At 64.9% G+C, this 14,047-nt stretch carries 13 protein-coding genes; 5 read left to right on the top strand and 8 right to left on the bottom strand.

Annotated features, from left to right (window positions below):
* Window positions 1-75 precede the first annotated feature (75 nt).
* The gene (gene groL, locus M1D93_RS04825; protein WP_461174026.1) at window positions 76-1,704 is read left to right on the top strand and encodes a chaperonin GroEL; all 1,629 of its coding nucleotides are present in this window, start codon (window positions 76-78) and stop codon (window positions 1,702-1,704) included.
* Between the two features lie 98 nt (window positions 1,705-1,802).
* On the opposite strand, the gene M1D93_RS04830 is transcribed toward groL, so the two are convergent.
* Window positions 1,803-3,113, bottom strand: coding sequence for an ABC transporter substrate-binding protein (locus tag M1D93_RS04830; protein ID WP_461174027.1), 1,311 nt, complete (start codon window positions 3,111-3,113; stop codon window positions 1,803-1,805).
* 271 nt (window positions 3,114-3,384) lie between these two features.
* Here M1D93_RS04830 and M1D93_RS04835 point away from each other — a divergent pair, with 271 nt between their 5' ends.
* Entirely contained in the window at window positions 3,385-4,446 is a 1,062-nt protein-coding gene (locus M1D93_RS04835) for an RNase H family protein (protein ID WP_461174028.1), read from the top strand.
* A 14-nt stretch (window positions 4,447-4,460) separates the two neighbouring features.
* On the opposite strand, the gene M1D93_RS04840 is transcribed toward M1D93_RS04835, so the two are convergent.
* The 4 genes from M1D93_RS04840 to M1D93_RS04855 all read right to left on the bottom strand — a co-directional run bounded on the left by M1D93_RS04840 (window position 4,461) and on the right by M1D93_RS04855 (window position 7,679).
* Window positions 4,461-4,748 (bottom strand): WXG100 family type VII secretion target, encoded by a 288-nt coding sequence (locus tag M1D93_RS04840; RefSeq protein ID WP_163165680.1) that lies wholly within the window; start codon window positions 4,746-4,748, stop codon window positions 4,461-4,463.
* A 107-nt stretch (window positions 4,749-4,855) separates the two neighbouring features.
* Window positions 4,856-6,394 (bottom strand): sensor histidine kinase, encoded by a 1,539-nt coding sequence (locus tag M1D93_RS04845; RefSeq protein WP_461174029.1) that lies wholly within the window; start codon window positions 6,392-6,394, stop codon window positions 4,856-4,858.
* 2 nt (window positions 6,395-6,396) lie between these two features.
* Window positions 6,397-7,107: a response regulator transcription factor gene (locus tag M1D93_RS04850; RefSeq protein WP_461174030.1), complete on the bottom strand. Its 711-nt coding sequence runs from the start codon at window positions 7,105-7,107 to the stop codon at window positions 6,397-6,399.
* A 71-nt stretch (window positions 7,108-7,178) separates the two neighbouring features.
* Window positions 7,179-7,679: a DUF427 domain-containing protein gene (locus M1D93_RS04855; RefSeq protein WP_461174031.1), complete on the bottom strand. Its 501-nt coding sequence runs from the start codon at window positions 7,677-7,679 to the stop codon at window positions 7,179-7,181.
* A gap of 221 nt (window positions 7,680-7,900) precedes the next feature.
* Between M1D93_RS04855 and M1D93_RS04860 the strand changes: the two genes are divergently transcribed.
* A complete protein-coding gene (locus tag M1D93_RS04860) occupies window positions 7,901-8,158 on the top strand; it encodes a hypothetical protein (RefSeq protein ID WP_461174032.1) in 258 nt (85 codons plus the stop codon).
* Window positions 8,159-8,163: 5 nt separating this feature from the next.
* Window positions 8,164-9,033, top strand: coding sequence for an FHA domain-containing protein (locus M1D93_RS04865; protein ID WP_461174033.1), 870 nt, complete (start codon window positions 8,164-8,166; stop codon window positions 9,031-9,033).
* A gap of 15 nt (window positions 9,034-9,048) precedes the next feature.
* On the opposite strand, the gene M1D93_RS04870 is transcribed toward M1D93_RS04865, so the two are convergent.
* Genes M1D93_RS04870 through M1D93_RS04880 form a run of 3 tightly spaced genes read right to left on the bottom strand, consistent with a single transcriptional unit; the run spans window position 9,049 to window position 13,439 of the window.
* The gene (locus M1D93_RS04870; RefSeq protein WP_461174034.1) at window positions 9,049-10,695 is read right to left on the bottom strand and encodes a DNA repair helicase XPB; all 1,647 of its coding nucleotides are present in this window, start codon (window positions 10,693-10,695) and stop codon (window positions 9,049-9,051) included.
* A gap of 13 nt (window positions 10,696-10,708) precedes the next feature.
* Window positions 10,709-13,195 (bottom strand): helicase-associated domain-containing protein, encoded by a 2,487-nt coding sequence (locus M1D93_RS04875; RefSeq protein ID WP_461174035.1) that lies wholly within the window; start codon window positions 13,193-13,195, stop codon window positions 10,709-10,711.
* A 10-nt stretch (window positions 13,196-13,205) separates the two neighbouring features.
* Window positions 13,206-13,439 carry a hypothetical protein gene (locus tag M1D93_RS04880; protein WP_461174036.1) on the bottom strand — a complete coding sequence of 78 codons (234 nt, stop codon included), beginning with the start codon at window positions 13,437-13,439 and terminating at the stop codon, window positions 13,206-13,208.
* A 218-nt stretch (window positions 13,440-13,657) separates the two neighbouring features.
* On the opposite strand from M1D93_RS04880, the gene M1D93_RS04885 reads away from it, so the two are divergent.
* Window positions 13,658-14,041 (top strand): cold-shock protein, encoded by a 384-nt coding sequence (locus tag M1D93_RS04885; RefSeq protein ID WP_461174037.1) that lies wholly within the window; start codon window positions 13,658-13,660, stop codon window positions 14,039-14,041.
* Window positions 14,042-14,047 lie beyond the last annotated feature (6 nt).

The raw sequence follows: 14,047 nt of genomic DNA on the forward strand, positions 1-14,047 counted from the left end.
GCAAAGGATCGTCCGTCGCGGGCACTGCAGCGAAGGTTCATTCTTAACGACTGTCCCGAAAGGACTATTGCCGTTATGGCCAAGATCATTGCATTTGATGAAGAGGCACGCCGCGGCCTTGAGCGGGGTCTGAACATCCTCGCCGACGCCGTTAAGGTCACCCTCGGCCCGCGTGGACGCAACGTCGTCCTCGAAAAGAAGTGGGGCGCCCCCACGATCACCAACGATGGTGTTTCCATCGCCAAGGAGATCGAGCTGGACGATCCTTACGAAAAGATCGGCGCCGAGCTGGTCAAGGAAGTTGCCAAGAAGACGGATGACGTCGCCGGCGACGGTACCACCACGGCTACCGTGCTGGCACAGGCGCTGGTGAAGGAAGGCCTGCGCAACGTTGCAGCCGGCGCCGACCCGCTGTCCCTCAAGCGCGGCATCGAGAAGGCAGTTGAGGCCGTCACGGCCGAGCTGCTGAACTCCGCCAAGGAAATCGAAACCAAGGAAGAGATTGCCGCCACGGCTTCCATCTCCGCAGGCGACGAGGAAATTGGTGCACTTATTGCCGAAGCCCTGGACAAGGTTGGCAAGGAAGGCGTCATCACGGTCGAGGAGTCCAACACCTTCGGCCTGGAGCTTGAGCTCACCGAAGGCATGCGCTTCGACAAGGGCTACATCTCCGCCTACTTCGTCACGGACACCGAGCGCCAGGAAACGGTCCTTGAGGATCCGTACATCCTGATCGTCAACTCCAAGATCTCCAACGTCAAGGAACTGGTTGCTGTCCTCGAAAAGGTCATGCAGTCCAACAAGCCGCTGCTGATCATCGCCGAGGACATCGAGGGTGAGGCACTTGCCACCCTGATCGTCAACAAGATCCGTGGCACCTTCAAGTCCGTCGCCGTCAAGGCTCCGGGCTTCGGTGACCGCCGCAAGGCCCAGCTTGCCGACATCGCTGTCCTTACCGGCGGCCAGGTTATCGCCGAGGAAGTTGGCCTCAAGCTGGAAACCGCCGGCCTGGAACTCCTGGGCAAGGCACGCAAGGTTGTTGTCACCAAGGACGAAACCACCATCGTCGAGGGTGCTGGCGACGCCGACCAGATCGCCGGCCGCGTATCCCAGATCCGCGCCGAGATCGAGAACTCCGATTCGGACTACGACCGCGAGAAGCTGCAGGAGCGCCTGGCCAAGCTGGCCGGCGGCGTGGCAGTCATCAAGGCCGGTGCCGCAACCGAGGTTGAGCTCAAGGAGCGCAAGCACCGCATCGAAGATGCAGTGCGCAACGCCAAGGCTGCTGTTGAAGAAGGCATCGTCGCCGGTGGCGGCGTGGCCCTCATCCAGGCCGGTGCCAAGGCATTCGCCAACCTGCAGCTCTCCGGCGACGAAGCAACCGGTGCGAACATCGTCCGCGTTGCCATCGATGCTCCGCTGAAGCAGATCGCCTTCAACGCCGGCCTGGAGCCGGGCGTTGTGGTGGACAAAGTCCGCGGCCTGCCCGCCGGCCACGGCCTGAACGCTGCAACTGGCGAATACGTCGACCTGCTGGCCGCCGGCGTCAACGACCCCGTCAAGGTAACCCGCTCTGCCCTGCAGAACGCGGCTTCCATTGCCGGCCTCTTCCTCACCACCGAGGCAGTTGTAGCCGACAAGCCGGAGAAGAACGCCGCTCCGGTTGGCGGCGGCGACGACATGGGCGGCATGGGCGGCTTCTAGCCTTCCTGCCGGGCCTGTCCCGCACGTACACACGCCAAAGCGGCCCCCTCGTATGAGGGGGCCGCTTTCGCGTGTTTCGGAGTTTTTGCCGGGCTGTTCTACTTCCTGGCGCCGGCCAGCATTCCTTCGACTTCCTTCTTGAACGCGTCGGCAGCCGCCTGCGGCGTCAGGCGGTCGTAGAGGACCTCGTCGGTGTACCGCTTGATGACGTTCTGCACGCTGCCGGCGCCTACCGGGGGAACGGGCGGCGCTTCCTTCATGTCGGGGGAGATGTCCTTCAGGAAGCTGACCACCGTGGTGTCCGCGGGCTTCAGAGAGGGCGTAATGCTGTCCACGATTTCCGTGTTGGTGGGAACGCCCCGGTCGGTCATCAGGATGGCGCCGGCATCCGGGCTGTTGGCCAGGTAGTTGATGAAGGTGGCCGCGGCTTCAGGGTGCTTGGACCGCGAAGAAGCAGACCAGAACATGGTGGGCTTGTAGTACATGCCGTTACCTGCAGCGGAGCCGTCCTTGCTGGGCGCCCGGAGCATCTTGATGCTGCTGCCAGTGGTGGCTTCGAGGGAGCCGAGCTGATTTGTCCACCACCATGCCATGCCCACCCTGTTGGTGCCGAAGAGGCTCTCCTCCAGGCCGGCGCCAGAGTCCTCGGTGGCGACTGTCGCCGGCGGGCTCGCCTTCGAATCGCGCTGTTCCTTCAGGCGCTCCCAGAAGGAGGCGGCCGTTTTGGTGTCGAAGTCCAGCTTGCCGTCCTCGGAGTAAAGGTTCTCCCCATGCTGGCGCAGCCAGATGATCAGGTCCGCCTCATTGCTGCCGTAAGCCGCGCCGTAGTTCTTGCCGTCTCCTGCAGCGCTGATCTTGGACGCAGTATCGATGAACTCATCCCAGGTCCATTTGGTGTCATCCGGCAGGGGCACGTTGGCGGCCTCAAAGACCTTCGTGTTCGCCATAATGACATAAGCGTTCTGGCCCGTGCTCAGCCCATACTGGGCATCCTCGTACTGGCCCGAGGCCAGAGCTTCCTTGTCCAGCTTGGAGGTATCGATTCCCTCCTGCTTGGACAGGTCCAGCAAGGCTCCGCGGCCGCCGTACTCGGCAATGTATTTTTGGTCCATCTGGATGACATCAGGGGCATCGTTGGCGGCCGTTTTGGTAGCCAGCTTGTCCCAGTAGCTGGCCCACTCGCCGGGTTCAGACTCGATTTTGATATTCGGGTGCTCTGCTTCGAAAGCGTCGATGACCTTTTCGGTCTGCGCATTGAGATACTCGTTGCCCCACCAGGCAAACCTCAGGGTCACTTCCTCGTTGCTGCTGGGGCTGGTGGACGCGCCACAGCCGGTTGCGAGGAGGGAGAGCGCCAGGGCTGCCGCGCCGAGCTGGAATTTCCTCCGGCTAACGGTTGGAATCGTCATTGATGTGCCTTCCTTGTTCTGATGAACGCGCTTCCCCAAGGGCTTCCCGTCCGGCATCTGCGCCTTGGGCGGAAGTGAGAAAGCGTTTTCTCGTATGACATCCGATTGTGCCGGTGCTTTGATCCCTGCGTCAAGAGGTTTGGTAAACGCTTTCCTCGTTTGCCTTCAGAGTGTCTTTGCTGCCGGCGTCCGTTCGTTATGCTGCAGGCGCTCTGAGGGTGGCGGAGGAGCCCGCATCCGCATTGTCACCGACTTCTGGCAGGATGGACCGGTGACAATTACTGCAGCGGCCGACGGTTCGGCTTTGGGAAACCCCGGCCCGGCCGGTTGGGCCTGGTACGTGAATGACGATTGCTGGCGGGCCGGCGGATGGCCCCATGGCACCAACAACCAGGGCGAGCTGATGGCTGTCCTGGATCTGCTGCGGGCCACCGCGCACCTCCGCCACGAGGACCTGCACATCCTCTGCGACAGCCAGTACGTCATCAACTCGATCACCAAGTGGATGCCGGGGTGGAAGCGCAAAGGCTGGCGGAAGGCGGACGGAAAGCCGGTGCTGAACGTCGATCTGCTGAAAGAGCTGGACCGGGAGCTCGCCGGACGTAAGTACAGGTTCGAATGGGTCAAGGGGCACGCCGGGCATGACCTGAACGAAGCCGCCGATGAACGGGCCCGGGCCGCTGCGGCCGCGTACCAGCAGGGGGTGGCGGCCAGGTCAGGACCAGGGTTTCCCGGCACCCACCCTGCACCAACCGGCGGAAGTTCGATAGTCGGCAAAGCCCCTGCGGCTGCCCAGCCACCAGCAGCCGCCTCCGGCGAGCCCGACCTCTTCAGCCAGCAGGACACCACTGAACAGGAAGCAAGGCGCCTGACCGACCTGCGGCAGGAACGAAGCCCCAAGGAACCGGCCCCCGAGGAATTCACCCAACTGGACTTTACCCAGCTGGACGGCGCTTTTGACCTGGCCGGGGCCGCAGGCCGGGCGGAAGCAGCACCGCCCGAAGCGCTCGTGGAAGAGCTGGAGCGCGAACTGCTCGGACCCCTGGTGCGCGGCGACATCGGCAGGACAGCAGTGCTGCTGCACCCGGATTTTCTGGAAATCGGCAGCTCGGGCAGGGTCTGGACGCGGGACGCCATGATGATGGCACTCGAGGAAGACCCCGGCGAGCGGAGCGACATCGAGATCCTCGGCGCGGACCGCATCGGCACCAGTGCGGTCCTGCTGACGTACCGAAGCTACGCACGCTCCGGCACAACGCTCAGGAGCTCATTGTGGGTCCTTGATGGCGGCCGGTGGCGGCTGCGGTTCCACCAGGGCACCCCCGAAGCGTAGGACGGCCGGCAACATCAGCTGAACCTTTGGGTGTTTCCCTGCTCCGCCTGCGCATATGTTGCCGCAGCCGAAGCGAGTGCCATGTTGATTGACGCCAGGGAGGCCTCCACCCGGCCCTGGGTGATGGTCCATTCCGTGATGAGTGCCTGGAAGTTTGTGGCAGCGGAGCCCCGCCAGCTGCCTTGGAGCTCGTCCAGGCCGCGTTTCATGGCCTGAACGTCGGCGCTGATCCGGTCCACTGTCGCTTGGACGTTGGCGGACTTGAGCTGGAGGAGTTCGGTGTCGACGGAAATGATGCTCATGGCGGTGCCTTTCACTGGAACGGGCAGCGTCTGCTCCCGCGCCCGGACTGTCCGGGCCACTGTTATGAGCCTAGAAACGCAGGGGTACCGGTGCCATAACCGGGAAACTATATGTGGATAACCCTGCCGTCGCTGCCCCGGGCGTCCGTGCCGGCCTGCCGGGGAAACGACCCCAGGCTCTCGGCCTCGGCGCCGTCCGCGGACTCATTCCCCGGTGCGTCATCGCGGTGCGGGAGGGTTACCACCAGTGTGGCGCCCCCGCCGTCGGTATTTTCCACACGGACCGAACCGCCATGGGAGCCCACGATCGCGGCGACGATGGCCAGCCCCAGCCCGCTGCCCCCCGTCTCGCGTGTACGGGAGGTATCCGCCCGGTAGAAGCGTTCGAAGACCTTTGTCGCGTCTTCCTGGGAAATCCCGGGTCCGTGGTCGCGGACTTCGATGACTGACCGGAGCTGCCCGCCCTCCATGGCGCGGACGCCCACGGCCAGTTCGATGGGGCTGTCCTCCGGGGTGTAGCGCAGGGCGTTGCCTACGAGGTTGCCCACCACCTGGCGGAGTTTGGCTTCGTCGCCCAGGACGGGGGCGGGTGCTGCCGGACCGCCGTCGAGCCCGGTGAGCGATATCGCCCGTGAGCGGGCGCTGGCCTGTGTGTCCACCACGGTGTCGTGGGCGATCAGCTGGAGGTCCACGGGCTTTTGCTGCAGCGGCCGCTGTTCGTCAAGGCGGGCCAGCAGCAGCAGGTCCTCCACCATGGAGCCCATGCGCTTGGCTTCGCTCTCGATCCTGCCCATGGCAGTGGCCACGTCCTCGTCCGTGGCCAAGGCGCCGTGCCGGTACAGCTCGGAGAAGCCGCGGATGGTCACGAGCGGCGTACGCAGCTCGTGGGAGGCATCGGCGGCGAACCGGCGCATCCTTGCCTCTGATGCAGTGCGCGCGGAAAAGGCCGTTTCGATGTGGGCGAGCATGGCGTTCAGGGAGCTGCTGAGCCGCCCCAGCTCGGTGCTGGCGTTTTCCACGTCCACGCGGCGGGAGAGATCGCCGGCGGCAATGGCGGCGGCGGTCTTTTCCACCCGGGCAAGTGGCCGGAATGAGCGCGATACAGTCCAACTGGCGATCAGGGATGCCAGCAGCAGCGTCAGCAGGCCCACTCCGGTAACAACCAGGCTGGCATGCTTCAGCACATCATCGACGCTCTGCAGCGGCAGCCCGATGACCACCACAGCATCAGATTCCTCGGTCTGCACAGGCACCGCTACTACCCGCCAATTCTGGCCGTCATCGCCGCGGACCTGGTAGGGAACCGCGCCGCGGTCCCGGGCCTGCTCCACGGTGATGGAAGGAATGTCCGGGCCGCCGTCGTCCGGGTCGCCGCCGAACGGATACGGCTTTTGCCCAGGAACAAAAAGAATCAGCGAATAGTCGGTAGGGACCATGGGGTTGCGTGCCTGCAGCGGCGTGAACGACTGCTGCTCCTTGGCGAGGTCCACGGCTGCGTACAGCTTGGCGTCCACCTGGTCCTGCAGGTAACTGCGGAGCAAGGCAAGTGTGCCTGCCCCGGTCACCGTCAGGGCAACTATGAGCAGCGCCATGATCATGGCCACAAGTTGCGTCCTGAGCGAGGCCGACTTCCACCGCTGCAGCAAGGTCAGCGCTTTTCTGCCGTCCGGAGCACGTACCCCACGCCCCGCTTGGTTTGGATCAGGGCCGGAGCCTCAGGGTCGATGTCCACTTTCCGGCGCAGGTAGGAGATGTACGACTCGACGATGGAGGCATCGCCGTTGAAGTTGTACTCCCACACATGGTCCAGGATCTGCGACTTCGACAGCACCCGGTTGGCGTTGAGCATGAGGTAACGGAGCAGCTTGAACTCCGTGGGGGACAGTTCGATGACGGTGCCGCCGCGCCGCACTTCGTGGGCGTCATCGTCAAGTTCCAGGTCATCGACACGGATCACGGCGTCGTCGTCAAGCAGGGGCTGCGTCCGGCGCAGGACGGCGCGGATGCGGGCAACTACCTCGTCGAGGCTAAAAGGTTTGGTGACATAGTCGTCCCCGCCGACGGTGAGGCCTGTGACCTTGTCCTCGGTATCGTCCTTGGCTGTCAGGAACAGGACGGGGAAGTGCTTGCCGGAAGCCCTGAGGCGGCGGGTGACGGTGAACCCGTCCATGTCCGGCAGCATAACGTCCAGCACGGCAAGGTCCGGTGCGTGCAGGTCGGCAGCGGCAAGGGCGTCGCGTCCGTTGGCTGCGGAGACGACGTCGAATCCGGCGAACCGCAGGGATGTGGAAAGCAGCTCCCGGATGTTGGGTTCGTCATCCACTACCAGGAGCTTCGCCTCAGGGCCGTTCTTGTTCATGTTCCCATCATGCTCCCGGAGTCTGGGAGTTGTCTGGATAGTTTGTGTAAGCCGGGTGGGGACGGCAGAGCTCACCAGTGCATTGTCCCCGGGTCGCCTTTGAAGGGACCCGCTACACTGTCAGTGATCCAACCGCCGTAGAAGCCGCCGGCCTGCGGGCGGACCCGCTCGCCCGCAACCTCGCAGTAGTCCATTTTGCCGGGGTACACCGCAACACGGTCAGCGAGGGCCTCGTAGCCCTGTGCAGGTTCCGGATAAAACCATGCGGCGGCCTCGGCCACCACACCGCCTCCGCGGACGGTAAGGTACTGCGCCGGGCCCTTGAACTCGCAGAAGCTGCTTCCCTGGGCCGGCTCCAGTACTCCCGGGCCAAACGCTGCCCGGGGCAGGTAGTAGACCGGAGGATGGCTGGTCTCCAGGACCCGAAGCGAATCCACGGTGTCCAGGATCAGCTCTCCGCCCAGTACGATCCTGATGCGTTCGGTGCTCGGTTCGACACGAGGGGGACGCGGGTAGTCCCACACGGATTCCTGCCCGGGCCGGGGGACCGCGGGGGTGGCTTCGCTTCGCATGTCTCCAGTGTGCCTGACGGGAACCGAACCTGTAACGAGAACGTACCCAGCTGCGCATCTTCCCCCGGGCCCGGGGCGGGAATACAGTGGTGGAGCCGGGCCCGTTCCCATCCTCGGATTCACTGATTGAAGGGGCGGCGCCGGTGCCCAGGCGCCCCGCGTTTGGCTGCCCCACACCGTGTTCTCCAAAAATTTCCGGCCCACTGAAGGGGACTGACATCATGACCGATTTGAGTGCTTCCGAAAACACCGCTTCCAACGACCGCAGCATCCGCGACTGGGCAGACCTGGCAGAGGAAATGTGGTCCTATCTCACGGGCAAGGGCGCTGCCATCAACTACCAGTTCGTGGATATGACGATCGAGGTGCCCCGGGACATCGGCCCTGATGCTCCCCGCGCCACCTGGAAACTTAACGGCACCTTGCGCGTAACGACCAGCGACAAGGATGCTGCCGGTTCCGATCTGAACCGCAGCTGACGGACATGCCTGAGTTCCGCCTGGACGTTGACCTGTCCTTCTCCTATATGGATGAGTCGGGCGCGGTAACGAAGGGGAGTGCTGTGTCCTCGGGCACGGACGTCAAGGTGGCACTGGACAGCCTGGCACCCCTGGGAAGCGGCCGCATGCCGTCGTTGGACGAGGTCAAACCGTTGGCTGAGATGCTCGCCGGCAAGGGAATCAGCGTCACGCTCTCCGGCCCCGGTGGAAGCATCATCAGCCTTGGAGCCGTGGACAGTCCAGCCTCGCAACGGCTCGTCACACGTTCGCCGTACATCAAGCTGGGGAAACTGGGGGCGCTGGTGCCGCTTATCCGGCCGCGCCGGCGCAAGCCCGCTGCCGCCCGGCTCCTGCCGCCGTCCACCCCCTTGCCCTTGCTGCCCACGGTCCGGCGAAAGATCAACCGCCGGATCACCACCACCCACTACACCCGGGGCAGCGGCCGCCCGCGGCTAATCTTCGTCCAGGACGCAGCCGTCTGGACGGGCCAGATCCCCCGGGAGGTCACACTGGCAGGGGAGACCACCACGATCGGAAGCGACCCCGGCTCCGACATCCTGCTCAAGGGGCTGGACGGACTGCACGCCGAGATACGGCACGATGAACAGGACGAGTACGTGCTGGTCCCCCATGGGGCGGTCAGCGGCAGCGTCGCCAGCAACGGCCCCTCGATACTCCGCACAGGTGCCAGGCTACAGATGGGGCAGTGGTGCCTCGCCTTCTTCCGGGAAGAATTCGCCGATCACGGCCGTCCCTACGGCGGCCGCAGCGGCGGCGAACTGGCTTATGAGCGTCCGCAGTTTGATCCGCGGTCGGGGCGTATCGAGCGCGACAGCTCAAGGGGGGTCACCTGAGCGGAGGCGACCTCGCTACTCCGCCGTTTCCACGTCCTTGGCGTCCATGATGCGGTAGGCGTACCCCTGCTCGGCAAGGAACCTCTGGCGCTTGGCCGCGAAGTCCTGGTCCAGGGTGTCCCGGGCCACGAGCGAGTAGAAGCGGGCTGCCCGGCCGTCCTTCTTGGGCCGCAGCAGCCTGCCCAGCCGCTGTGCTTCCTCCTGCCGCGATCCGAAGGAACCGGACACCTGGATCGCCACAGAGGCCTCGGGAAGGTCGATGGAAAAGTTCGCAACCTTCGAGACCACAAGCGTCTGGATCCCCCCGGCACGGAAGGCGTCAAAAAGCTTTTGGCGCACCTTTACGGACGTGTCGCCCTTGATGACCGGTGCCCCCAGACGCTCACCGAGGTCGTCCAGCTGGTCAATGTACTGGCCGATGACCAGCAGCTGTTCCCCGCTGTGCCGGGCCACCAGCTGTTCCACCACCTGCGTCTTGGACTCGGAGGTGGCACAAAGCCGGTACTTGTCGGCGTCGTCCGCCATGGCGTAGGCGACCCGCTCGTCCCGCGGCAGGTCCACCCGGACCTCCACGCAGTCGGCCGGGGCAATGTACCCCTGGGACTCGATGTCCTTCCACGGTGCGTCGTAACGCTTGGGGCCAATCAGGCTGAACACTTCGCCCTCGCGGCCGTCTTCGCGCACCAGGGTTGCCGTCAGGCCAAGGCGGCGCCGGGCCTGCAGGTCTGCGGTCATCCGGAAGATCGGTGCGGGCAGCAGATGGACTTCGTCATAGATGATCAGGCCCCAGTCATGCCCGTCCACCAGTTCAAGGTGCGGATACAGGCCGCCGCGCTTGGTGGTGAGGACCTGGTAGGTGGCAATGGTCACCGGCCGAACTTCCTTCACCGCTCCGGAATACTCACCGATCTCGTCCTCCGTAAGGGAGGTGCGCTTGAGCAGCTCGTCCTTCCATTGCCGGGCAGCAACGGTGTTGGTGACCAGGATTAGCGTGGTGGTGGAACCGGTGGCCATGGCTGCTGCGCCAACCAAAGTTTTGCCCGCCCCGCAAGGCAGCACCACAACCCCGCTGCCTCCTGCCCAGAAGTTGTCACTGGCCATCTGCTGGTACGGCCGCAGTTTCCAGCCGTCCTCATTCAGGGCAATCAGGTGCGGGGTGCCGTCCACATAGCCGGCGAGGTCCTCTGCCGGCCATCCGATCTTGAGCAGGAGCTGCTTGAGTTGTCCCCGCTGGGACGCGTGCACCACCACTGTTTCGCCGTCAATGCGCGACCCCAGGAGCGGCTGGATCTTTTTGGACCGAATCACTTCCTCGAGAACCGGGTAATCGTCAGTGCGCATGACCAGTCCGTGCTGCGGGTCCTTTTCCAGGCGCAGCCGGCCGTACCTGGACATGGTTTCCTCGACGTCGATCAGCAACGAATGGGGCACAGGGAACCGGGAGTATTTGAGGAGGGTGTCCAGGACCTTCTCGGCGTCCAGTCCGGCCGCCCGGGCGTTCCACAGGCCCAGCGGCGTCAACCGGTAACTGTGGACATGCTCGGGGGCACGTTCCAGCTCAGCGAACGGCGCGATGGCATGCCGGGCTTCAGTGGCGAGCTCATGATCAACCTCTAGCAGGATGGTCTTGTCGCTTTGGACTATCAGGGGTCCGTCGTTCACGCGGGGGAGTCCTTCACTGGCGCAGTTCCTCTGCGGCCTCAATGTCGATGATGCGGTGGATGGACAACACCCGCTCGGTGTCCTTCGCAGGGTCGAAGACCCGCACCCGTCCGCCGCTTACGGACAAGGGAACAACAATTTCCAGGTTGGCATTCCCCAGGCCGTCCACCACGTTCATGCTGATGCGCTGCTTGAGCCGGATGGCCCGCTGCAGCGCCTCCAGGCCAAGCTGCGTGGCTGCCTCACCGGAATGGTTTCCTTCCCCGCCGGGGTGCGTTTCGACGGCGGCAGGACGGTGGCGCAGCACATCGAGTTGTGCTTGCACTTCCTCCGCCGGCGGAGCTGTCCGCGGGGCAGTGTAGACGGGGCGGGAGGGGGTGTTGGCTGCCGGAACGCGCCGCAGCCGAAGCACCGGCTGCTCCGAATCGTCGATGGACGGGGAGAGGCCCAGGCTACGGAGGACATGCGCTGTTTCACGCGGCGGCGACGAAGAGATGAGGACCGTGGGTGCAATCCGGACCAGGCCAAGGCCCTCCGTTTTGGGCCCGGACAGCAGCTCCAGCAGTGCAGCTTCGTCCTCGCTCTGGACGAAACTGGCGGCTGCACCAACGCGCAGCCGGCCGTGCCGGGCGGCCGTATCCTCCACGAGGTATTGCAGCGGCTGGGGTATCGCGGTGGCCGAGTGCTCCCTCAGGAAATCCAGCACGGTGGAGGCATCATGGCCGTTGTCCAGCGCCCGCCTGATGGAGCCGGGTGAGAACCGGTAGATGGTGGCCGGTCCCTGGCCTTCGGCGTCGGCCATCAGCAGCAGTTTCTCCGTCAGCGCCGGGGCAAGGTATCCGGGGGCAACTGCGGTGAGGTCCGCCTGGAGCAGTACGTGGTTCAATGCCGCGGGCAGGTGCTCGCCCAGGATGGAGAGGGCGGCGTCGGGATCGTCGTCCGCGATGGCGCTTCCCAGTTGGCTCAGGGCTCCTGAACCCACCAGTCCGAGTATTTCGGCTTCGGCCAGGACTCCGCGGATCAGGGAGCTGAACCGCCGGGCCATCCGCGGCTGGGCCCACTCTGCGCGCTGGAGCACGGCTGCGGCGTCGAGGACCGGTGCCGTTCCGTCGGGGGCCGCTGCTTCCTGCGTGAGTTCGTTCAGGATCTCCAAAATCCGCTTGCGGATCACGGGGGCGTCGGGCCGCTGCGCCTCGGCGGACAACGCGATGATGGTGCTGCCGGACGCAGTACGGTGCGCTGCCGCTCCTGGCGTCCCGTTAATGGGCTGCCCTACAAGGGACGGTACGCGCTCGCTGGCCAACCACGCGTCGACGAGCCAAAGCCATTGTTCCTGCCTGGGCAGGATCAGCCACTCCAGCTCCGGCGGCTGGACCCATGATGATGAGTCGACATCCAGCCGGATCAGTCCTGCCAGCCCGCAGAGCTCCAGGAGAAGCCCGGCACGGGACTGGTCGATCCGGAGCGCCTCAGCCAACCGCCTCATCTCGCGGACTCCCACGCCCCCGCTGCGCAATGTGGCCAGAGGCTGTTCCCGCACCGCATGCAGGACTTCGCCCACCAGCCGCAGCGTTTCACTGATGGCACCCAGGGCAGCATTGCGCCGCAGCGCGGCGCTCGTCCGGCCGAGCTCGGGAACCGGCGGCGACAGCCTGAAGTCATTGATGATTGCACCGCCCCGCAGCGAAAGCCCAACGCTGTGCGGCAGCTCTACGTGGGCGGCGTCCAGCGGCACCAGCAGGCCGCGGGCCAGCAGCCAGTCGATGGGCCCGACGTCGGATCCCTCAGTGGTGATGGACGCCTTGCGTTGAGCCTGGGGAACGGCGCCCATGGCCCAGTTCCTGAAGCGGGCAAGCAGGGCGGTAGTCCGTTCCGGAGCTGTGGCCAGAATGTCCTGGAGGGCCTCCGGCGAGGACGTCCAGTGCTGCAGGGCAAGCGCTGCCTCCATGGGCGTTGTGGCTCCATGGATGGCTGTACCGCTGCGGTGAAGTTCGGAAACGAGCTGGACCGCCCGCTGCGCGAACGCCGGCTGGAGGCGCACCAGTTCCGTATAGCTGCGGCCAAGCCCGGCGGGATAAATCCCCACGACGTCCTTGAGGCTGCCGACCGGAAGGTAGTAGCGCTGCCTGGTGCCGGCAGCGGGTGATCCGTGCGGGGGTTCGGCGCGGTGTACCAGGGCGAGTTCCTGAAGCGACGCCAGGATCCGTTCCACAGCCGCCAGGGTGGAACCTGAAATCAGTTTGCGTAACCCTGCGGCGGAGGCGCTGTGCTCCGTATCAGTGTTGGTGCACAGGTGGAGGGTTTCCAGGACCTGCATCTGCGGCCGGTTGAGGCGCTCCAGGGCGCGCTGGACGCTGACGCGCCCGCTGGCACGGGCAGCAAGGGCGGCGAAGTCCGGTACCGCGGGGGAGATGAGGTCCGGCCGCGCGTCGAACAGCGCCCGCAACGAGTCGTCGCTGCGGGCCTCCAGGTCCTTGCTGAGCGCGCGAATAAGGGACATCAGTCCAACGTTACCGCCCGCCCGGTTTTCCTGCCCGGCGGCGTCCGGCAACACTGTCCAGAACAAGGAACAGCATCAGGAGGAACGCCAGCGGCAGGCCGTACAGGGCGGAGTAGGTGACCCAGGCGGGAGCGACTGAACCGGCGAAGGCGAATGCCATCACGGCAGCCACCGCCGCCAGCGAAAGCACGGCAATAACTGCCGCGAGGATCGTCAGGGGACGCCGGTAACGCGAGGGTGTCATGAACGTAACGCTAACAGGCCGGACTGACAGTCCCGCCACCTGTACCGGGTGCCGTTGCGCAGAGCCATCGAAAGCAGGTTTACGGCAGCGGGCAGGATAACCTTGAGGGATACAGACCAACACGGTCTTTAGCCGTCATACCTTGGACCCGCACAACACTGTGGATGCGGTGGCGGCTGGCCGTGTCTCAAGACGTCAGAACGAAGAAGGTTGATTACGTGCCTACCGGCAAGGTCAAGTGGTATGACAAGGAAAAAGGCTTCGGATTCCTCGCGGGCGAGGATGGCCAGGAAGTTTTCCTGCCCAAATCGTCGCTGCCCGAGGGCGTAACAGAGCTGAAGGCCGGCACCCGTGTCGAGTTTGGTGTGGCTGACGGCCGCAAGGGTGCACAGGCCCTGGGCCTGCGGGTGCTGGACAAGACGCCGTCCATCGCCAAGGCCAAGCGGCCCAGTGCCAGGGATCTTGCGCCGCTGGTCCAGGACCTGGTGACTGTTTTGGACAACCTGTCGGGAACCCTTTCCAAAGGCAAATACCCGGAAGGCAATAAGGGCAAGGCCATCGCCACCGCCCTGCGTAAGGTCGCCGACGAGCTGGACGTTTAGGCCTTT

It is taken from the genome of Arthrobacter sp. Z1-9, from assembly GCF_054792695.1.

Coding starts and splice junctions, on each gene's coding strand:
- groL (WP_461174026.1), top strand. CDS start 76: ATGGCCAAGATCATTGCATTTGATGAAGAGGCACGCCGCGGCCTTGAG.
- M1D93_RS04880 (WP_461174036.1), bottom strand. CDS start 13,439: ATGACACCCTCGCGTTACCGGCGTCCCCTGACGATCCTCGCGGCAGTT.
- M1D93_RS04875 (WP_461174035.1), bottom strand. CDS start 13,195: ATGTCCCTTATTCGCGCGCTCAGCAAGGACCTGGAGGCCCGCAGCGAC.
- M1D93_RS04830 (WP_461174027.1), bottom strand. CDS start 3,113: ATGACGATTCCAACCGTTAGCCGGAGGAAATTCCAGCTCGGCGCGGCA.
- M1D93_RS04865 (WP_461174033.1), top strand. CDS start 8,164: ATGCCTGAGTTCCGCCTGGACGTTGACCTGTCCTTCTCCTATATGGAT.
- M1D93_RS04850 (WP_461174030.1), bottom strand. CDS start 7,107: ATGAACAAGAACGGCCCTGAGGCGAAGCTCCTGGTAGTGGATGACGAA.
- M1D93_RS04855 (WP_461174031.1), bottom strand. CDS start 7,679: ATGCGAAGCGAAGCCACCCCCGCGGTCCCCCGGCCCGGGCAGGAATCC.
- M1D93_RS04860 (WP_461174032.1), top strand. CDS start 7,901: ATGACCGATTTGAGTGCTTCCGAAAACACCGCTTCCAACGACCGCAGC.
- M1D93_RS04840 (WP_163165680.1), bottom strand. CDS start 4,748: ATGAGCATCATTTCCGTCGACACCGAACTCCTCCAGCTCAAGTCCGCC.